Annotated in this window: 19 protein-coding genes; 15 read left to right on the top strand and 4 right to left on the bottom strand. The window is 72.2% G+C overall.

Features of this window, described 5'->3' with window-relative positions:
• Positions 1-74 precede the first annotated feature (74 nt).
• The 10 genes from rpoZ to CRM89_RS12005 all read left to right on the top strand — a co-directional run bounded on the left by rpoZ (position 75) and on the right by CRM89_RS12005 (position 11,139).
• The gene (gene rpoZ, locus CRM89_RS12050; protein WP_011210148.1) at positions 75-350 is read left to right on the top strand and encodes a DNA-directed RNA polymerase subunit omega; all 276 of its coding nucleotides are present in this window, start codon (positions 75-77) and stop codon (positions 348-350) included.
• 46 nt (positions 351-396) lie between these two features.
• A complete protein-coding gene (coaBC, locus tag CRM89_RS12045) occupies positions 397-1,623 on the top strand; it encodes a bifunctional phosphopantothenoylcysteine decarboxylase/phosphopantothenate--cysteine ligase CoaBC (protein WP_011210147.1) in 1,227 nt (408 codons plus the stop codon).
• A 216-nt stretch (positions 1,624-1,839) separates the two neighbouring features.
• Entirely contained in the window at positions 1,840-3,054 is a 1,215-nt protein-coding gene (metK, locus tag CRM89_RS12040; RefSeq protein ID WP_011210146.1) for a methionine adenosyltransferase, read from the top strand.
• A gap of 129 nt (positions 3,055-3,183) precedes the next feature.
• Positions 3,184-5,280, top strand: a complete 2,097-nt coding sequence (locus tag CRM89_RS12035) for a primosomal protein N' (protein ID WP_076573877.1) — start codon at positions 3,184-3,186, stop codon at positions 5,278-5,280.
• Between the two features lie 261 nt (positions 5,281-5,541).
• On the top strand, positions 5,542-6,180 hold the full coding sequence (locus tag CRM89_RS12030; RefSeq protein ID WP_011210144.1) for a PadR family transcriptional regulator: 639 nt from the start codon (positions 5,542-5,544) through the stop codon (positions 6,178-6,180).
• A 104-nt stretch (positions 6,181-6,284) separates the two neighbouring features.
• Positions 6,285-7,253: an esterase/lipase family protein gene (locus CRM89_RS12025; RefSeq protein ID WP_371392060.1), complete on the top strand. Its 969-nt coding sequence runs from the start codon at positions 6,285-6,287 to the stop codon at positions 7,251-7,253.
• A gap of 103 nt (positions 7,254-7,356) precedes the next feature.
• Positions 7,357-7,914 carry a peptide deformylase gene (def, locus tag CRM89_RS12020; RefSeq protein WP_011210142.1) on the top strand — a complete coding sequence of 186 codons (558 nt, stop codon included), beginning with the start codon at positions 7,357-7,359 and terminating at the stop codon, positions 7,912-7,914.
• Entirely contained in the window at positions 7,914-8,837 is a 924-nt protein-coding gene (gene fmt, locus CRM89_RS12015) for a methionyl-tRNA formyltransferase (protein ID WP_098084034.1), read from the top strand. The genes def and fmt overlap by 1 nt, the downstream gene beginning before the upstream one ends.
• A 323-nt stretch (positions 8,838-9,160) precedes the next feature.
• Entirely contained in the window at positions 9,161-10,726 is a 1,566-nt protein-coding gene (locus CRM89_RS12010; RefSeq protein WP_371392059.1) for an RsmB/NOP family class I SAM-dependent RNA methyltransferase, read from the top strand.
• 59 nt (positions 10,727-10,785) lie between these two features.
• Complete coding sequence (locus tag CRM89_RS12005; protein ID WP_216642004.1) at positions 10,786-11,139, top strand: MmcQ/YjbR family DNA-binding protein; 354 nt, start codon at positions 10,786-10,788, stop codon at positions 11,137-11,139.
• A 22-nt stretch (positions 11,140-11,161) separates the two neighbouring features.
• Here the strand turns inward: CRM89_RS12005 and CRM89_RS12000 are convergent, their stop codons facing one another.
• Together CRM89_RS12000 and CRM89_RS11995 are read right to left on the bottom strand one after the other, a co-directional pair.
• Positions 11,162-12,109, bottom strand: coding sequence for an RNA polymerase sigma factor SigF (locus CRM89_RS12000; protein ID WP_082668553.1), 948 nt, complete (start codon positions 12,107-12,109; stop codon positions 11,162-11,164).
• Positions 12,109-12,531 carry an anti-sigma factor gene (locus CRM89_RS11995; protein WP_011210137.1) on the bottom strand — a complete coding sequence of 141 codons (423 nt, stop codon included), beginning with the start codon at positions 12,529-12,531 and terminating at the stop codon, positions 12,109-12,111. Before CRM89_RS11995 ends, CRM89_RS12000 begins: the two co-directional genes overlap by 1 nt.
• A 97-nt stretch (positions 12,532-12,628) precedes the next feature.
• On the opposite strand from CRM89_RS11995, the gene rpe reads away from it, so the two are divergent.
• The gene (gene rpe / locus CRM89_RS11990; RefSeq protein ID WP_041560239.1) at positions 12,629-13,282 is read left to right on the top strand and encodes a ribulose-phosphate 3-epimerase; all 654 of its coding nucleotides are present in this window, start codon (positions 12,629-12,631) and stop codon (positions 13,280-13,282) included.
• A 12-nt stretch (positions 13,283-13,294) separates the two neighbouring features.
• On the opposite strand, the gene CRM89_RS11985 is transcribed toward rpe, so the two are convergent.
• The gene (locus CRM89_RS11985; protein WP_228821951.1) at positions 13,295-13,819 is read right to left on the bottom strand and encodes a hypothetical protein; all 525 of its coding nucleotides are present in this window, start codon (positions 13,817-13,819) and stop codon (positions 13,295-13,297) included.
• Between the two features lie 345 nt (positions 13,820-14,164).
• On the opposite strand from CRM89_RS11985, the gene CRM89_RS11980 reads away from it, so the two are divergent.
• The 4 genes from CRM89_RS11980 to CRM89_RS11965 all read left to right on the top strand — a co-directional run bounded on the left by CRM89_RS11980 (position 14,165) and on the right by CRM89_RS11965 (position 17,224).
• Entirely contained in the window at positions 14,165-14,788 is a 624-nt protein-coding gene (locus CRM89_RS11980; RefSeq protein WP_098084031.1) for a riboflavin synthase, read from the top strand.
• A 167-nt stretch (positions 14,789-14,955) separates the two neighbouring features.
• On the top strand, positions 14,956-16,200 hold the full coding sequence (locus CRM89_RS11975) for a bifunctional 3,4-dihydroxy-2-butanone-4-phosphate synthase/GTP cyclohydrolase II (RefSeq protein ID WP_011210133.1): 1,245 nt from the start codon (positions 14,956-14,958) through the stop codon (positions 16,198-16,200).
• 28 nt (positions 16,201-16,228) lie between these two features.
• A complete protein-coding gene (ribH, locus tag CRM89_RS11970) occupies positions 16,229-16,708 on the top strand; it encodes a 6,7-dimethyl-8-ribityllumazine synthase (protein WP_011210132.1) in 480 nt (159 codons plus the stop codon).
• A 3-nt stretch (positions 16,709-16,711) separates the two neighbouring features.
• Positions 16,712-17,224, top strand: coding sequence for a PH domain-containing protein (locus CRM89_RS11965; protein ID WP_011210131.1), 513 nt, complete (start codon positions 16,712-16,714; stop codon positions 17,222-17,224).
• Here CRM89_RS11965 and ggt read toward each other — a convergent pair whose 3' ends face one another.
• Positions 17,225-19,168, bottom strand: a complete 1,944-nt coding sequence (ggt, locus tag CRM89_RS11960; protein WP_098084030.1) for a gamma-glutamyltransferase — start codon at positions 19,166-19,168, stop codon at positions 17,225-17,227. It abuts the gene before it with no gap.
• Between the last annotated feature and the right edge of the window lie 32 nt (positions 19,169-19,200).

Below are 19,200 nucleotides of genomic sequence, written 5' to 3'. Positions count from 1 at the left end.
ATACCCATCCGCGATACCCGACCGAGACACCCACCGAAACAAGCACCCACCGACAAGCCGCAGGAGCCTCACGAGTGAGCGACACCAAGACCGCGCCCGCGTACGACACCCCGATCGGTCTGACCAACCCCCCGATCGACGAGCTGCTCGAGCGCACGTCGTCGAAGTACGCGCTGGTCATCTACGCGGCCAAGCGGGCACGGCAGATCAACGACTACTACAACCAGCTCGGCGACGGCATCCTCGAATACGTCGGCCCGCTGGTCGAGCCCGGCCTGCAGGAGAAGCCGCTGTCGGTCGCGCTGCGCGAGATCCACGCCGACCTGCTCGAGCACTCCGAAGGCGAGTGACTCCTCCTCGGCGCCCCGCCGAGGACCGCATGAACACGGAGGCGTAGTGAGCACACGCATCGTCGTCGGCGTCGGCGGCGGGATCGCCGCCTACAAGGCCTGCGCGTTGATCCGGCGGTTCACCGAGACCGGCCATCAGGTCCGGGTGATCCCCACCGAGTCGGCGCTGCAGTTCGTCGGCAAGGCCACCTTCGAGGCGCTGTCCGGGAATCCGGTGCACACCGACGTGTTCACCGATGTACCCGAAGTGCCGCACGTCCGGCTCGGGCAGGAGGCCGACCTCGTCGTCATCGCCCCCGCCACGGCGGACCTGATGGCCCGCGCGGCACACGGCCGCGCCGACGACCTGCTCACCGCCACCCTGCTCACCGCCCGATGTCCGGTGCTGTTCGCGCCCGCGATGCACACCGAGATGTGGGAGCACCCCGCCACCCAGGCCAACGTCGAGACCCTGCGCAGGCACGGCGCCGTCGTGATGGAGCCCGCCTCCGGCAGGCTCACCGGCACCGACACCGGCCCGGGCAGGCTGCCGGAGCCGGAGGAGATCTTCGGCCTCGCGTCGCTGCTGCAGGAACGGCAGGACGCCGTGCCGCGTGACCTGGTCGGCCGCCGTCTGGTGATCACCGCGGGCGGCACCCGCGAACCGCTGGACCCGGTCCGGTTCCTGGGCAACCGCAGCTCCGGCAAACAGGGCTATGCCCTGGCCAGGGTGGCGGCCCAGCGCGGTGCGCAGGTGACCCTCATCGCGGGCAACACCATCGAGATGGCGGCGCCCGCCGCGGTCGAGCTGGTGCACATCACCACCGCCGAACAGCTCAAGACCGCGGTCGACAAGCACGCCGTCGGCGCCGACGCGGTGATCATGGCCGCGGCGGTGGCCGATTTCCGGCCGACCAACGTCGCGGCCGCCAAGATCAAGAAGGGTGCCGGCGAGCCGGACGTCATCCCGCTGACCAAGACCGACGACATTCTCGCCGGGCTGGTCCAGTCCCGCCGGGACGGCCAGCTGCCCGGCACCGCGATCGTCGGGTTCGCCGCCGAGACCGGCGACGAACACGGCGATGTGCTCACCCACGCGCGGGCCAAGCTGGCCCGCAAGGGGTGCGATCTGCTGGTGGTCAACGCCGTGGGCGAGGGCAAGGCCTTCGAGGTGGACACCAACGACGGCTGGCTGCTCGGCGCCGACGGCACCGAACAGGCGCTCGACCACGGTTCCAAGGCGCTGCTGGCCAGCCGGGTACTCGACGCGCTGGCGCCCCTGCTGCGCTCCTGAGCGGTGAAAGACGGCGGCCCCCTGGTTGTTTCGGTGAACAGCGGGTCCGCCCGGAGGTAGTGGACACGAACGTGCGGTGAATGCCGACACCGACGGCCGCACCGCGTCCATGATTTGGAATAGTCTGCAGAGGAAGGGTTGCGCGGCGGCGACTTGGCACTACTGTCGCTGTCGCGATCCGATACGACGAACCCGTTGAGGGAGAGGGAACAACTGATGCGCACGTCTGGCAGCCGCCTATTCACCAGTGAGTCCGTGACCGAGGGTCACCCGGACAAGATCTGTGACGCGATCAGCGATTCCATCCTCGACGCGTTGCTCGCCGAGGACCCGCGCAGCCGGGTCGCGGTGGAGACCCTCGTGACCACCGGTCAGGTGCACGTCGCGGGCGAGGTCACCACCTCCGCCTACGCCGACATTCCGCGGATCGTGCGCGAGAAGGTCCTCGAGATCGGATACGACTCCTCGGCAAAGGGTTTCGACGGCAACTCCTGCGGCGTGAACATCGCCATCGGCGCGCAGTCGCCCGATATCGCGCAGGGTGTGGACACCTCGCACGAGGCCCGGGTGGGCGGCACCGACGACGAGATCGCCAAGCAGGGCGCCGGTGACCAGGGCCTGATGTTCGGCTACGCCACCACCGACACCCCCGAGCTGATGCCGCTGCCGATCGCGCTGGCGCACCGCCTCTCGCGCAAGCTCACCGAGGTCCGCAAGACCGGCGTGCTGCCCTACCTGCGCCCGGACGGCAAGACCCAGGTCACCATCGAATACGACGGCGATCGCCCGGTCCGGCTGGACACCGTGGTCATCTCCACCCAGCACGCCGCCGACATCGACTTGGACAACCTGCTCGCTCCCGACATCAGGGAGAAGGTCGTCGACGCGGTGCTCGCCGACCTGGACCTGCCCAGCCCCTTGGACACCTCCGACATCCGGCTGCTGGTCAACCCCACCGGCAAGTTCGTGCTCGGCGGCCCGATGGGCGACGCCGGCCTGACCGGCCGCAAGATCATCGTCGACACCTACGGCGGCATGGCCCGCCACGGCGGCGGCGCCTTCTCGGGCAAGGACCCGTCGAAGGTCGACCGGTCGGCCGCCTACGCCATGCGCTGGGTTGCCAAGAACGTCGTGGCCGCCGGCCTGTCCGAGCGGGTCGAGGTGCAGGTCGCCTACGCGATCGGCAAGGCCGCCCCGGTCGGTCTGTTCGTCGAGACCTTCGGCACCGAGAAGGTGGACCCGGCGCGTATCGCGGCCGCGATCACCGAGGTGTTCGACCTGCGTCCCGGCGCGATCATCCGCGACCTGGACCTGCTGCGCCCGATCTACGCGCCGACCGCGGCCTACGGGCACTTCGGCCGCACCGACATCGATCTGCCCTGGGAGCACACCGATCGCGCGGACAAGCTGCGCGCGGCCGCCGGACTCTAGGTCGACCGGGTCCGCGTGAGCCGACCCACCACGGACGGCGCATCGGCAGCCCCCGCGGACACCGCGTCCGCGGGGGCGTCGGCGTCTTCGGCGCGCCGTCGCAAGCCGCGTGCCGCCCCGGCGGCCACCCTGCCGATCGCGCGGGTGCTGCCGCTGCTCACGCCCGCCCACCTCGACCGCGACTTCGACTACCTCGTCCCCGCCGAGATGGACGAGCTCGCCCGGCCCGGCGTGCGCGTGCGGGTGCGGTTCGCGGGGCGTCTGGTCGACGGGTACCTGCTGGACCGCCTCGCGCACAGCGACCACGACGGCACCCTCATCCCGCTCGAGCGCGTGGTCTCCGGCGAGCGGGTGCTCACCCCGGAAATCCTGCGATTGGTCACCGCCGTGGCGAGCCGGTACGCGGGTACCCGCGCCGACGTGCTGCGGCTGGCGATCCCGCCGCGACATGCGCGCGCCGAGAACGGGGGAGCGAAGAAGGCTGCGGGCCAAGGCGATTCGGCCGCGGGCGGGCCGGAAGCCGCCGCTGCGGACGTGCCACCCATCGATGCCGACGGGGCGGAGGCCGAGGTCTCGGGCTCGTCCGTCGCGACATCCGTTGGCCCGGAGGCTGATTCGGCCGAACGTCCCCCGGTCGACACGGCCGGGTGGGCGCGCTACCTGCACGGCGACTCCTTCGTCGCCGCACTCGCGGCGGGTCGCGGCGTGCGGGCGGCCTGGCAGGCGCTGCCGGGGGAGGACTGGGCGCGCAGACTGGCCGAGTTGGCGGCGGTGGTGGTGCGGTCGGGACGCGGCGTGATCCTCATGGTGCCCGACCAGCGCGACCTCGATCGGGTGCTGGCGGAATGCGTTGCGCTGGTGGGGGATACGGCGGTGGGATTGTCGGCGGGGCTCGGGCCCGCGGCCAGGTACCGGCGCTGGCTGGCGGTGCTGCGCGGTCAGGCCAGGGTGGTGGTGGGGACGCGGGCGGCGGTGTTCGCTCCGGTCGCCGACCTCGGTCTCGTCGCGATCTGGGACGACGGTGACGACACCTACGCCGAGCCGCGCGCACCCTATCCGCACGCGCGGGAGGTCTCGATGCTGCGTGCGCACGAGACCGGCGCGGCGTTCGTGGCGGCCGGATTCGCGCGCACCGCCGAGGTGCAGGCGGTGGTCGATTCGGGGTGGGCCCACGATCTGGTCGCCGAACGGCCGGTGGTCCGCACGGCGGCGCCGCGGATCAGCGCGCCGGGGGACAGCGACATCGCCCTCCAACGCGATCCGGTGGCGCGCGCGGTGCGGATTCCGGCGGTGGCGTTCGCGGCCGCCCGGGCGGCGCTGAAGGAAGGCGCCGCGGTGCTGGTGCAGGTGCCGCGACGCGGTTACGTGCCCGCGTTGGCCTGCTCGAAATGCCGGACCCCCGCCCGCTGCCGGCGCTGCAACGGGCCACTGGCGCTGCCCGACGCGCCCGACGGCGCGGCCCACAGTCCGGCCTGCCGCTGGTGCGGCGTCGCCGAGACCGCGTTCCGCTGCCCGGTGTGCGCCTCGCGGGCGCTGCGCGCGGTGGTCATCGGCGCCACCCGCACCGCCGAAGAACTGGGCCGGGCCTTTCCCGGCGTGCCGATCCGCGGGTCGAGCGCCGGGGCGATGCTCGACAGCGTGGAACCGGGGCCGCAGGTCGTGGTGGCGACGGTCGGCGCCGAACCGGTGGTGCGCGGCGGGTACGGCGTCGCGCTGCTGCTGGACGGCTGGGCACTGCTCGGCCGCGCCGATCTGCGGGCCGGCGAGGATGCGCTGCGCCGATGGCTGAACGCCGCCGCGTTGGTGCGCTCGCACGGCCAGGTGGTCGTGATGGCCGAGCCCGCCCTGCCGACGGTGCAGGCGCTGGTGCGCTGGGATCCGGTCGGGCATGCGCGTGCGGAGGTGGCCGAGCGGTCCGAGGTCGGTTTCCCGCCCGCCGTGCGACTCGCGGCGGTCGACGGCGCGGCCGAGGCGATCCGGGATCTGCTGGCCGCCGCCACGCTGCCCGACGGGGTGGAGGTGCTCGGCCCCGTGCCGTTGCCCGAGGGCGCCCGCAAGCCGTTCGCCGGTGATTCGCCCGCCGAGGTCGAGCGGGTGTTGCTGCGCGTCGACCGGCGAGCCGGGGCGGCGCTGGCACGCGCGCTCACCGCCGCGCAGGCGGTGCGCAGCACCCACCGGTCCGACGCGCCCCTGCGGGTGCAGATCGATCCCGTCGACATCGGCTGACCCGCGCGGCGGGCCCCGGGGGTTTCGGTCCGGTCAGACGGGCAACCCGAACACTGGCCGATCGCACACCCGGTGTGCTCGGCGCGCCCAGGACGGGACCGCCGTCGCGTCCGCGGTCGCCACCGAGCCCGGGGGCCTGGGCACCCTCCACACCAGAACACGAACAGAACCGAGGAATGCTGTCGGCATTCCTTGCGTTAGATGCATTGACGATATATCGTCGATAACATGAAGTACACACGAGAGCCTCAGGAGGCCGACATGGAACACGAACATCACCACCGCCGTCGCGGCTTCGGCCGCGGACCGCACGGTTTCGACCCGGAACGCCACCCGCATCGCCGGGGTCCGCGCCACGGTTTCGGTCCGGAATTCGGACCCGGCCACGGTTTCGGACCGGGCTTCGGTCCGCACATCGGCCGGGGTCGCGGACGCGGCGGCCGTGGCCGCCGCGGCGACGTCCGCGCGGCCGTGCTGCTGCTGCTCACCGAGCGGCCGATGCACGGCTACGAACTCATCCAGCAGATCCGCGAGCGCAGCGACGACATCTGGCGGCCGAGCCCCGGATCGATCTACCCGGCCCTGGCGCAACTGGAGGACGAGGGCCTGGTCCTCATCGACAAGGTCGCCGGCCGTAAGACCGCCAAGCTGACCGAGGCGGGCACCGCCTATGTGACCGAACACCGCGACGAACTCGGCGACCCGTGGGCCGATGTCAAGAACGACGTCGGCGCCCAGGCCATCGACCTGCGGGCGTTGGTCGGTCAGCTGATGGGTGCGGTCGCCCAGGTCGCCGCCGTCGGTACCCCCGAGCAGGCGGGCAAGGCGGCCGAGGTGCTCACCGAGGCCCGCAGGTCGCTGTATCGCATCCTCGCCGAGGACGACGCACCCGAATCGTGACCGATCGGTAGTGCTCGTTCGAGATGCGCGACGGGCGCGGCCGGGGAGATCATTGTGAGGTGCGACAAACGGTCGAGTGGCGGAGTCGGGGCGGGTCACAATGGCTGCGCCGCGTCACCGCCGGCGTCTTCGCGGCGACGGCGATCCTCGCCGCGGCCACCGTCACGGCGGCGGACCCCGGCGGCATCGGCCCGCCCGACGTTCCCACCCAGCCCGGCCCGCCGCAGCCGGACCACCTCGCCGCCGCGCTGTACCAGAGGCAGCACCGCGACGTCACCCCGTCGGGCACCAACGATTTCGGCTGCGTTCCGGATCCGGAGCGGCCGCGGCCGGTGATCCTCGCGCACGGCACCGACTCGAGCGCCTACTCGGACTGGTCGGCGATCGGGCCTCGGCTCGCCGCGGCCGGGTTCTGCGTCTTCGCGCTCAATTACGGTGGCGCGCCGGGCGCCCAGACGTACGGCACCGAGGACCTGCTCGCCAGCGCCGCCCAGATCGGCGTCTTCGTGGACCGGGTGCGCGCGGCCACCGGCGCCGACAAGGTCGATCTGGTGGGATTCTCCCAGGGCGCCACCGTGACTCGCTACTACGTCAACAAGCTCGGCGGCGCACCGAACGTCGGCCACTGGGTCGGCTTGGCCTCGCCGACCTACGGCGGGGTCATGTACGGGCTGGTGCCGGTGGCGCAGGCGATACCCGGCCTGCTCGACGCCGTCGCCCGGGTCACCTCCCTCGCCGCGGTGCAGCAGGCGCAGGGCTCGGAGGTGATGCTCGCGGTCAACGCGGGCGGCGACACCGTCCCCGGCGTCGAGTACACCACCGTGGGCAGCCGGGTGGACGAGATGATCCAGCCCTTCGAGAACATCGCCTTGCGCGGGCCGGGCGCCCGCAATCTGGCGTTGCAGGATCTGTGCCCGCAGAACCTCACCGGCCACTTCCACATGGTGTACGACCCGTTCGTCGCCGATCTGCTGCTGACCGTGCTCGACCCCGGCCACGCACCCGAGCCGGTCTGCGAGCCGGTTCCGCTGGGTACGGGGATACCGCAGGTGATCATCGCGGGCAATTCCTGAGCGGAACCGGCTCGGACGGGGCGGGCCCCATCCGGAGCGCCGGAGGGGCGTGCCGGCTCACTAGAATGAACGGACCGTATTCGTCGTTCTGCCGGGAGCCACCGTGACCATCCAGCCCGTTCGCCTGTTCGGCGATCCCATCCTGCGCGCGCGTGCGTCGGAGGTCACCGAGTTCGATCGGGAATTGCGCCAGCTCGTCACCGACCTCACCGACACCATGCACGATGACGGCGGCGTCGGTATGGCCGCGCCGCAGATCGGTGTCGGGCTGCGGGTCTTCGTCTACGACACCGGCGACGCCGCCGGGCACCTGGTGAATCCCACCTACACCGTGGTCGGCGACGAGGAACAGGTCGGTCCCGAGGGCTGCCTGTCCATCCCCGGCCTGCGCTACGACACCCGGCGCGCGCTACGGGTGCACGTGCGCGGTGTCGACATGCACGGGGCCCCCGTCGAATTCGACGCCGACGAGCTGCTGGCCCGCTGCGTGCAGCACGAGACCGACCACCTCGACGGTGTGCTGTTCATCGACCGGCTCGACCCGGCCGCCCGCAAGGAGGCGATGCGCGCCATCCGCGAGTCCGACTGGTTCGAGGCGGGCATCACCGTGCGCGAGAGTCAGGGCGTCGGCCAGTCCGGTCCGTTCGGACGGACCCGCTGATGCGCTTGGTCTTCGCGGGCACGCCCGAACCCGCCGTCCCGTCGCTGCGCCGCCTCATCGCCTCGCCGCGGCACGAGGTGGTCGCCGTGGTCACCCGGCCCGACGCGGTCGCCGGTCGCGGCCGCAAGATCACCCGATCGCCGATCGCGGCACTGGCCGACGAGCACGGCATTCCGGTGCTCTCGCCGCGCACACCCGCCGAACCCGAATTCCTGGACCGGTTGACCGAGCTGGCGCCGGACTGCTGCCCGGTCGTCGCCTACGGTGCCTTGCTGCCCCAGGCCGCCCTGGACATTCCGCGGCACGGCTGGATCAACCTGCACTTCTCCCTGCTGCCCGCCTGGCGCGGCGCGGCACCCGTGCAGGCCGCCATCAACGCCGGTGAGGAGATCACCGGCGCCACCACCTTCCAGATCGAGGCCGGCCTCGACAGCGGCCCGGTCTACGGCGTCGTCACCGAGAAGATCGATGTCACCGACACCGCGGGGACGTTGCTCGAACGACTGGCCGAAACCGGTGCCCGGCTGTTGGAGACCACGCTCGACGGCGTCGCGGACGGCACGCTGCAGGCGGTGCCGCAGCCGACCGAAGGCGTGTCCTACGCGCCGAAGGTCACCCCCGAGGACGGACGGATCCGCTGGGATCAGCCCGCGCTCGCGGTGAACCGGCGCATCCGCGCCGTCACTCCCGCGCCTGGAGCCTGGACGCTCGTCGGCGGTAACCGGCTCAAGCTCGGCCCGGTGGAGCTGGTCGAGGAGCAGCTGCCCGAGCGGGTGATCGAGGTGCGCAAGTCCGGCGTGTTCGTCGGTACCGCCACCACCGCCGTCCGCCTGGACAAGGTGCAGCCCCAGGGCAAGAAGATGATGCCCGCCCTCGACTGGGCCCGCGGCGCCCGCCTACAGCCCGGCGCGGTGGTCGAGTGAGCGCCGCCGAGCGTCCGAGAAAGGTCGACGACCGCGACATCGACGGCGGGTGGGCCCGTCGCGCCGCCCGCGAGCAGGAAGCCCGCCGGTCCGGGCGCAAGCCCGGTGACGGGGAGCCGCCGGAGTCCGGGCACCGAGCCGGTGGGGACCGTGGACGCGGTGCACCCGGCCGGTCGGAGGGACGCGGGGGGCGTGCGGGCGAGCCACGGGCGCCGCGCGCTGCCCGCGCGGACCGCGCCGGTGGTCGCGGCGCCGAGCGTGGTCGTACCGGCGGTGCGGGCGGCTCGCGGGACGAGCGGTCGCCGCGCGGAGAACGGGGCGGAATCCCGCGCCGGGAGCGGGAGTCACGCGGTGACGCGAGGCCGGACGCCGCGCGGGGGTCGTCGACCGCGAGATCCGGGCGCGCGACGCCGGGCCCGGGCTCCGGCAACCAGCACGGTGGGCGCCGTGGCCCGGACGGCGGCTCCGGAGCGGGCGGTCGCTCCCGCGCGGCCGACGCCGATCGGCGCAGCGCCGGACGACCGGGGCGCACCGGACCGAAGAACGCCGCGGGCCGGAGCATCGATCCACCGCGCGAGGTGGCGCTCGAGGTGCTGCGGGCGGTGCGCGAACGTGACGCCTACGCCAACCTCGTCCTCCCGAAGCTGTTGCGCGACAGGCGCATCGACGGGCGGGACGCCGCGCTGGCGACCGAGCTCGCCTACGGTGCCTGCCGCGCGCAGGGGCTGCTCGACGCCGTCATCGCGGCGTGCGCGGGACGGCCGGTCGCGCAGATCGACGGGCCGCTGCTCGATGTGCTGCGGTTGGGGGTCTACCAGCTGCTGCGCACCCGGATCGGCGCGCACGCGGCGGTCGACACCTCGGTGGGCTTGGCGCGCGCCGAATTCGGCGCGGGCAAGTCCGGATTCGTGAACGCGGTCCTGCGGCAGGCGGCGCGGCGCGCGGCGCAGGAATGGGTCGAGGAACTCGCCCCGGCCGACCCGATCGGCAAGCTGGCCTTCGAGTACGCGCATCCGGTGTGGATCGCGCAAGCGTTCGCCGATGCGCTGGGCGCGCGAGCCACCGAACTGCCGGAGCTGCTCGCCGCCGACGACGCACGGCCCACCGTGCATCTGGTGGCACGCCCCGGCGAGATCACCGCCGAGGAACTGGCGTTGGTGACCGGCGGGGAGGAAGGCCGCTGGTCCCCGTACGCGGTGTACCTGGAGGGCGGCGACCCGGGCGGGCTGGAGCCGGTGCGCGAGGGAATGGCGGCGGTGCAGGACGAAGGCAGCCAGCTGGTCGCGCTCAGCCTCACCCGCGCGCCGCTGGACGGTCCCGACACCGGCCGGTGGCTCGACCTGTGCGCCGGGCCCGGCGGCAAGGCCGCGCTGCTGGGTGCGCTGGCCGCGATCGACGGCTTCGAGGTCGACGCCGTCGAACCCGCCGAACACCGCGCCGAGCTGGTGCGCACGGCGACCAGGGAGCTGCCGGTGCGGGTCCACGTGGCCGACGGCAGGGACAGCGGGCTGTCCCCCGGCTACGACCGGATTCTCGTGGACGCGCCCTGCACCGGTCTCGGCGCGCTGCGGCGCAGGCCGGAAGCCCGCTGGCGGCGCGGGCCGGAGGATCTGCGCGACCTGGTCCGCCTGCAACGCGAATTGCTCACCGCCGCATGGGATCTGCTGCGGCCCGGCGGGGTCGTGGTGTACTCGACCTGTTCACCGCACCTGGCGGAGACGGTCTCGGTGGTGGCCGATCTGGTCCGCCGGACCGACGCCGAGCAACTCGACACCAGGGACCTGCTGCCCGGCGTGTCCGACGTCGGTGACGGGCCCGCGGCGCAGCTGTGGCCGCACCGGCACGGCACCGACGCCATGTTCATGGCGGCCCTGCGCAAGCCGCGCTAGACCGGCCGTTCCATTCGTCCAAGCCGGTCCTCGCGCGGGCCGGGCACACTGGCAGCATGATGCTGACCTGGCAGGACGTGGTGACGATGGCGACCGAGCTGCCCGAGGTCGCCGAGTCGACGTGGTGGCGCTCGCCCGGGTTGAAGGTGGCGGGCAAGGGCTTCGCGCGGCTGCGGGTGGAGGCCGAGGGCGGGCTGGCGCTGCGCTGCGACCTGGCGGAGAAGCACGCGCTACTCGCCTCCGGCGAACCGGCGTTCTACACCACCCCGCACTACGACGGCAGCCCCTATATCCTCGTCGACCTGGACCGGGTCGACGAGGGCCGGCTGCGCGAGCTGCTCGACGCCGCCTGGTGGCTCGCCGCTCCCGCCGCCGCCCGCCGCAGGCGCGAACGCGCGGCCGACACCGCCTAGCCGGGCTCGTCGGTCGGCGGCCTCACTCGCGGGCGGAGAGTTCGCGCAGCCGGGCGAGGGTCTTGGCCAGGATGCGGGAGACGTGCATCTGCGAGATGCCCATCTGCTTGGCGATCTGGGTCTGGGTCATGGATTCGAAGAAGCGCATGGTGAGGATGCGCCGTTCGCGTTCGGGCAGCCCGGCCAGCAGCGGGCGGATGGCCACGTACTCCTCGACGCGCTCGAACTGCGCCTCCTCCTCGCCGAGGGTGTCGAGCAGGGAGGCGTCGGACTCGCGGCCCAGCGCGGCGGCGTCGATGGAGCTGGGCTGGTAGGCGTTGCCGGCGATGACCGCCTGGGTCACCTCGTCGGGGTCGACACCCAGCTCGGCCGCGATCTCTTTGGCGGTGGGGGAGCGGCCCAGCGACTGGGAGAGGGTGTCGATGGCCGCGCCGATGCGCAGGTGGGTCTCCTTCACCCGTCGCGGCACCCGCATCGCCCAGGTGTGATCGCGGAAGTACCGGCGCACCTCGCCCATGATCGTGGGCACCGCGAAGGACAGGAAGTTGGAGCCGCGAGCCGGGTCGAACCGGTCCACGGCGTGCACGAGTCCCACCCGGGCCACCTGAGTGAGGTCGTCGAACGGCTCGCCGCGTCCGCTGAACTTGCGGGCGATGTGGTCGGCCAGCGGCACGCAGCGGCTGATGAGCTCGTCGCGCAGGGCGGCGTGCTCGGCGGTGCCCGGTTCGACCGCCGCCAGCCGATCGAACAGGTCGGGCAGATCGTCGTAGCCGGTCACCGACCCGGCTTCGGCGACCGCCTCGGCCGCCACCTCCGCGTCCTGCTCGGCCTCGACGTCCTCGTCGCGCTCGACGTCGACCTCGGCGGGAGTCTGCCCCGGCTCGCTCGCCCCCGACGCGGTTCCGGTGGGCGGCGTGGTCTCGATCGTCTCGTCCCGGTCCGATCCGGACCTCTTCTGCGCGCCCGTCACTACGCTTTCCCCCGGACCCGACGGAACTCCACCGTCGTCGGATATCCGGAGAGTGCCGAGTCGTAGGAATCCTGGGTGGCCTTCACCGAGTCGGTGAGGGTCCGCAGCACATGCCAGCCGAAGCTGTGCTGGTCGGGAAGGCCTTCGGTGCCGGCGAGACCGGTGACGCGCACCAGCAGCTCCCGCTCGCCGATGCTGAACCAGCAGTCGAGGCTGCTGCCCGGCGCGGCGACCGCGATCAGGGTCGAGCACACCTCGTCGACGGCGAGGCGGATGTCGGCCACCTCGTCCAGGGTGAAATCGCTGAGTAGGACGAGAGTTTCGGCGAGCCCGCGCACGATGGGCAGTTGTGTGACCGATGCGGCCACCCGAATCTCCACCGGGGTGCTGTAGAGCCCCTGTTCCGCCGAAATGTTGATCACTCTGCACAGGCTACCCATTCCCGCCCCCTGACAATCGCGAAAGGGCGCTGGCCTACACTCGCGCCCTGTGTCCACGTTTTCCCGGCCCGCCGAGCCGATGATCGCCCCGTCCATCCTGTCCGCCGATTTCGCGCACCTCGCGGACGAGGCGCGCCGGGTGGAGGGGTCGGACTGGCTGCACGTCGACGTGATGGACGCGCACTTCGTGCCGAACCTCACTCTGGGGCTGCCGGTGGTGCAGAGTTTGCTGAAGGCCACCGACATCCCGCTGGACTGCCACCTGATGATCGAGGATCCGGGCCGCTGGGCGCCGCCGTACGCGGAGGCGGGTGCGCACAATGTCACCTTCCACGCCGAGGCGACCGACGATCCGGTGGCCGTCGCGCGCGACATCCGCGCCGCGGGCGCGAAGGCCGGACTCTCGGTGAAGCCGAACACCCCGATCGAGCCCTACCTCGAGATCCTGAAGCACTTCGACACCCTGCTCGTGATGAGCGTGGAGCCGGGCTTCGGCGGTCAGTCGTTCATTCCGCACGTGCTCGACAAGGCGCGCACCGTGCGCCGGCTGGTCGACTCGGGCGAACTGCGCCTGCTGGTGGAGATCGACGGCGGCATCAACGCCGACACCATCGAACAGGCCGCCGAGGCGGGCATCGACTGCTTCGTCGCCGGGTCGGCGGTCTACAACACCGACGACCCCGGCGCGACGGTGGCGAAGCTGCGCAGGCAGGCCGCCGCGGCGCGCGGCTGATCCCGGAATCGTTTACCGGGCGGGTCTTTTCGGCGCCGTCGCCAAGGTCGCGGCCACCACGTCGTGCAGCCGGGGCAGGGCCGCGCCCGGCCGCTGGACCCAGGTGCGGTAGCCGGTGCGTTCGTCGTCGGGGGAGGGCAGCACGATCTCGCTGCCGACCGGCGCCACCGTCGCGAACAGCCGGAACAACTGCGCGGCGGCCGCGGTGTCCAGCGCCGCGGCCGGACCGGTGAGAAAGGTCCAGCGGCGCGCCCGCCGGTGCTCGACCACCGGAGCGCTGATCCCGGACTTCGACAACTGCGCGCGCACGTGCTCGCCGAGGTCGGCGGGCATGGTCACCGCGCGGTATTCGGAGCCCGCTCGCACCGTGATGTGCCGCGCGCGCTCGTCGAGCCGCGCCCGCAGGTGCTCCTCGCGGTGGTAGCGGCCGCAGCGTTCGGCCAGCGCCGCGCGACGAGGGTCCACGGCCTCGGCGGGATCGGGCCGAGCGGAATCCGTCGCGGTGCCTGGTGCGTGCTCGGACAGCAGAGTGGTCATGTCGTTCCCCCCGTGGTGTGGAGCGTGTGAGTGCTCACCGTGTCATCGACTTCCTCGGCGCGCGGCCGGTTCGTGTCTCGATGGGAATGCTGTTTCGATGGGCATGCTGGCGAAAAGAAATCGACTGCGTAACGATTCTGCATCCACTCTGGACCGGGCGCAAGGGTTGCGGTAATGAGACCCGCCGCCCCGTTTTCGGCGGTCCGGAGGCCGGGAGTCCGCGCAGCGGAAGCGCCGTGCCGCTCCGGCCGCACCCGTCGTTAGGCTGACGAGCGAACCGATACGGGGAATAGCGGCCACGGCGGCGCTGTTCCGCCAGGTAATCAGACGCGACAGGAGTCAGGGATGTTCACAGGCATCGTCGAGGAACTGGGCGAGATCGTCGCCGTGGAACGGCTGGCGGACGCCGCCCGGCTGACGATCCGGGGCAAGCTCGTGACTTCCGATGCCGGGCACGGCGATTCGATCGCGGTCAACGGCGTGTGCCTGACCGTCGTGGACGTGCTCGACGGCGACTCCTTCACCGTCGACGTGATGCAGGAGACCCTCGACCGCTCCAGCATCGGCGGCCTCGAAGCAGGCGCCCGGGTGAACCTGGAGCGGGCCGCCGCGCTGAACAGCCGCCTCGGCGGCCACCTGGTGCAGGGGCACGTCGACGGCACCGGCACGGTGCTGGCGCGCACCCCCTCGGAGAACTGGGAGGTCGTGCGGATCTCGCTGCCCGACGCGATCGCCCGCTACGTGGTGGAGAAGGGTTCGATCACCGTCGACGGCATCTCCCTCACCGTCTCCGGGCTCGGCCGCAGTGAGCAGCCCGCCACCGACGGTAACCGTGACTGGTTCGAGGTCTCGCTGATCCCCACCACCCTCTCGCTGACCAACCTCGGCAGCGCGGCCGTCGGCACCCGGGTGAACCTGGAGGTCGACGTGATCGCCAAGTACGTCGAGCGCCTGCAACAGCGAGGCTGACCGGCGGCACCCACCGCTGGGACGGCCCGGCCGTCCCAGACCTTCCGAACGGTAGGAAGCCGGAAGCCCGTGCGTCCACCGGGCGACTCGCAGGGGGCGCGAGCCGTGCCGGCCGGGCCAACGGCAATACTGTTCAAGCACCTATTCCTAGAGGGAGCGCAGCAGACGTGACCAGGTTCGACACCATCGAGCGCGCAGTCGCCGACATCGCCGCCGGTAAGGCGGTCGTCGTCGTCGACGACGAGGACCGCGAGAACGAGGGCGACCTCATCTTCGCGGCGGAGAAGGCCACCCCCGAGCTGGTCGCCTTCATGATCCGCTACACCTCCGGCTACATCTGTGTGCCGCTCACCGGTGAGGACTGCGATCGGCTCGGCCTGCCGCCGATGTATGCGACCAACCAGGACAAGCACGGCACCGCCTACACGGTCTCGGTCGACGCGCGCGAGGGCATCACCACCGGCATCTCGGCGGCCGACCGGGCCACCACCATGCGGCTGCTCGCCGACGCCGACGCGAAGGCCGACGACCTGACCCGCCCCGGCCACGTCGTGCCGTTGCGCGCCAAGGACGGCGGCGTGCTGCGCCGCCCCGGCCACACCGAGGCGGCCGTCGACCTGGCGCGGATGGCCGGGTTGCGACCGGCCGGCGTGATCTGCGAGATCGTCAGCCAGAAGGACGAGGGCCACATGGCCCGCACCGAGGAACTGCGCGTGTTCGCCGACGACCACGATCTGGCGCTGATCTCGATCGCGGACATGATCGCCTGGCGGCGCAAGCACGAGAAGCAGGTGGTGCGGGTCGCCGAGGCGCGCATCCCCACCGCGCACGGCGCGTTCACCGCGGTCGGCTACCAGAGCATCTACGACGATGTCGAACACGTCGCCCTGGTGCGCGGCGACATCGGCGACGGCGAGGACGTGCTGGTGCGCGTGCACTCCGAATGCCTCACCGGTGACGTGTTCGGTTCGCTGCGCTGCGACTGCGGGCCGCAACTGGACGCGGCCCTGGAGATGGTGGACCAGGAAGGCCGGGGCGTCGTGCTGTACATGCGCGGGCACGAGGGCCGCGGCATCGGCCTGATGCACAAGCTGCAGGCCTACCAGTTGCAGGACTCCGGCCGCGACACCGTCGACGCCAACCTGGATCTCGGTCTGCCCGCCGATGCCCGCGACTACGGCACCGGCGCCCAGATCCTGGTGGACCTGGGCATCCGGTCGATGCGCCTGCTGACCAACAACCCCGCCAAGCGGGTCGGCCTGGACGGCTACGGCCTCACCATCACCGAACGGGTGCCGATGCCCCTGCGCGCCAACGCCGAGAATCTGCGCTACCTGCGCACCAAGCGCGACCGCATGGGCCACGACCTGGTCGGGCTCGACGATCTGGATCTGGGAGAGACCGCACAGTGAGCGGCATTCGCGGGAAAGGCACTTCGGAATGAGCGGCACCGGTGTTCCCACCTTCGAGCTGGCCGACGCCAAGGACCTGCGCCTGGGCATCGTCGCGTCGCGCTGGCACACCACCATCTGCGACACCCTGGTCGCCAACGCCGAGCGCGTGGCGAAGCAGGCCGGCGTCGAGCACGTGACGGTGGTGCGCTGCGCGGGCGCGATGGAACTGCCGGTGGTGGCCCAGGAACTGGCCCGCACGCACGACGCGGTGGTCGCGCTCGGCGTGGTGATCCGCGGCGGCACCCCGCACTTCGAGTACGTGTGCGACGCGGTGACCGCCGGCCTGACCCGGGTGTCGCTGGACGCGGCCACCCCGGTCGCCAACGGTGTGCTCACCACCAACACCGAGGAGCAGGCGCTGGACCGGGCGGGGCTGCCCGGTTCGGCCGAGGACAAGGGCGAGCAGGCGTGCGCGGCGGCGCTGGATGCCGCGCTGACCCTGCGGGCGCTGCGCGGCCAGGGCTGACCCATGCCGGTGGTTCGACTGTGGCGCCGCACCGATCCGGCCGCGTCCGCCGCCGCGGGGCAGCGGTGGGAGTTCGAGGTCCGGCCGCGGCGCGCGGTGCGCACCGCGTGGATCGTGGCGGTGCTGATCCTGGCCGTCTTCACCGTCGGCGGCGTGTTCCTGCGCAACGGCTCGACGGGTGTGCACTTCCGGCTCGCCGATCAGATCGCCATGATCGTGGTGGGCGCGCTGGTCGCCGGTGGTGTACTGCTGCTGACCCGCCCGCGGGTGCGGGCGGGTGCCGAGGGCGTCGCGGTGCGCAACGTGCTGGGGGAGAACCTGTTCGGCTGGGAGCACATTCGCGGCGTGAGCTTCCCCGACCGCAAGTCGTGGGCGCGGCTGGAACTCGTCGACGACGACTACGTGCCCCTGCTGGCGATCCGCAGCAACGACAAGGAGCACGCCGCGCGGGCGATGGAGCGGCTGCGGGAGCTGGGCGGCAGGTACGCCCCCGAGACGCCGCACCCGCCGCGCTGATCAGCGGGTGTCGCCGAGTACCGCGCCCTCGCGGCGCGGGTCGGCGCCGCCGATCCAGCCGGGCTCGGCACGGCGCAGCGCGCTGAGACCACTGGTCTGCGGGGCGACCGAGACGTCGTGGCCGAGTTCGCGCAGGCGGCGCACCAGCGGGTCGTGATCGCCGTTGTCGGTGGCGTCGATCGCCGGGTGTTCACCGCCGACGCCGGTCGTGGGACTGTTGCCCGCCCCGAAGGACACCGCGGACACCGCCTGCTGCGGGTCGAGGCCCCAATCCAGCATCCCGATCAGGGTTTTCACCACGAACTGGATGATCACCGCGCCGCCGGGAGATCCGGTGACGTGGGTGAGTTGCCCGCGCCCGCCGTCCGGGGCGCGGTCGAACACCAGGGTGGGCGCCATCGAGCTGCGCGGCCGCTTGCCCGGCTCCAGGCGGTTGGCCACCGGTGCTCCGTCGGGGGCCACCGGGTCGGCGGCGAAGTCGGTGAGCTGGTTGTTCAGCACGAAACCGTCCACCATGTGGAAGGATCCGAAGGCCGATTCCACGGTGGTGGTCATGGCGGCGGCGTTGCCGTAGCGGTCGACCACGCTGATGTGGCTGGTGCCGTGCTCGGGTGGCTGCGGGCCGACGCCGACCGGGACCGGGCCGAGGTCGCCGGGCTGGGCGGTCCCCATGCTGCGCTGCGGATCGATGAGTCCGGCGCGCTGCTTCAGGTAGTTCCGGTCGATCAGCGATTGCGCGGAATTGCCCGGCAGCGGTACGAAGTCCGGGTCGGCGACGTACTTGTTGCGGTCGGCGTAGGCCAGGCGTTCGGCCTCGGCGATCAGGTGCACCGCCTCGGCCCGCGGTGTGCCGCCGTCGCGGTCGACCTCCTGCGGGCCCAGCGCGGCCAGGTCGAAGTTCTCCAGGATGCCCAGCGTCGCCGCGACCGTGCTGCCGCCGGAGGACGGTGCGGGCATGCCGCAGATCTCGTGCGCCCGGTATGCGGAGCACAGCGCGGTGCGCTTCTTCACCTGATACCCGGCCAGATCGGCGGTGCTCAGCAGCCCGGGCGTGCGTCCACCGGCATCGGAGGCCACCGCCGCGACGATGTTCTCGGCGAGCACACCGGTGTAGAAGGCGTCCGCGCCGTCGGTGGCGATGGTCGAGAGGGTCTTGGCCAGGGCGGGATTGGTGAGGGTGGTGCCCGCCGGCTTCCCGGTGCCGTCCGGTTGCAGGAAGTAGGCGCGGGCGGCCTCGTCGCGGGCCAGCTCCGGTGCCGATTCGGCGATCTGGGCGGCCAGCCGCGGACTGATCGCGAAACCCTGGTCCGCCAGCGCGATCGCCGGGTCGAACAGTTCCCGCCAGCCGGTCTTGCCGTGTTCGCGGTGGGCCAGCTCGAGCATCCGCAGCACGCCAGGCACACCGATGGAGCGTCCGCTGGCGCGGGTGTCGGGGCGCGGCTCGGTGCGGTCGGTGTCGCTGATCCAGCGCAGGTAGTTCTCGGTGGCCGCGGCGGGCGCGGTCTCCCGCCCGTCGTAGGCCTCGATCCCGCCGGAGGCGGCGTCGTAGTAGAGCAGGAAGGCCCCGCCGCCGATGCCCGAGGCCTGCGGCTCGACCAGGCCGAGGACCAACTGGGCGGTGACCAGCGCGTCGGCCGCGGTGCCGCCGTCGCGCAGCACGGCGCACGCCGCCTCGGTGGCGATCGGATTCGCGGTGGACACCGCGTAGGAGCCGGTTTGGACCGGGGTCATCCCGGCGCGGTAGCCGGAGGCGATCTCGGGATTGAGCGCGAGATTCTGCGTGGTCGCCGTCGCGGCGGCCGAGGGCTCGGCGGTGATCGCGGAGCCGTTCTCGGTGCTGGTGCAGGGTTGCGCGACCGGCTCGTCGCCGGCGGAACAGCCGGTGAGCATCCCGAGCGTGAGCAGCGCGGCAGCACCGCACCGGATTCGTCGCGTACGCACCATTCCAGGACTGTAGCGCCGAACACGGTGCCCGG

This window comes from Nocardia sp. FDAARGOS_372 (genome assembly GCF_002554515.1).
In the GTDB taxonomy this organism is placed as follows: Bacteria; Actinomycetota; Actinomycetes; order Mycobacteriales; family Mycobacteriaceae; genus Nocardia; species Nocardia farcinica.
Note: the sequence above shows the minus strand (reverse complement) of the source record. Positions and strands in the feature narration are given on the sequence as shown.

Bases quoted from the DNA above. Each gene is read 5' to 3' on its own strand.
- CRM89_RS12030 (WP_011210144.1), top strand. From the start codon at position 5,542: ATGGAACACGAACATCACCACCGCCGTCGCGGCTTCGGCCGCGGACCG.
- CRM89_RS11980 (WP_098084031.1), top strand. From the start codon at position 14,165: ATGTTCACAGGCATCGTCGAGGAACTGGGCGAGATCGTCGCCGTGGAA.
- fmt (WP_098084034.1), top strand. From the start codon at position 7,914: ATGCGCTTGGTCTTCGCGGGCACGCCCGAACCCGCCGTCCCGTCGCTG.
- ribH (WP_011210132.1), top strand. From the start codon at position 16,229: ATGAGCGGCACCGGTGTTCCCACCTTCGAGCTGGCCGACGCCAAGGAC.
- ggt (WP_098084030.1), bottom strand. From the start codon at position 19,168: ATGGTGCGTACGCGACGAATCCGGTGCGGTGCTGCCGCGCTGCTCACG.
- metK (WP_011210146.1), top strand. From the start codon at position 1,840: ATGCGCACGTCTGGCAGCCGCCTATTCACCAGTGAGTCCGTGACCGAG.
- CRM89_RS11985 (WP_228821951.1), bottom strand. From the start codon at position 13,819: ATGACCACTCTGCTGTCCGAGCACGCACCAGGCACCGCGACGGATTCC.
- CRM89_RS11965 (WP_011210131.1), top strand. From the start codon at position 16,712: ATGCCGGTGGTTCGACTGTGGCGCCGCACCGATCCGGCCGCGTCCGCC.
- CRM89_RS12005 (WP_216642004.1), top strand. From the start codon at position 10,786: ATGCTGACCTGGCAGGACGTGGTGACGATGGCGACCGAGCTGCCCGAG.
- rpe (WP_041560239.1), top strand. From the start codon at position 12,629: ATGATCGCCCCGTCCATCCTGTCCGCCGATTTCGCGCACCTCGCGGAC.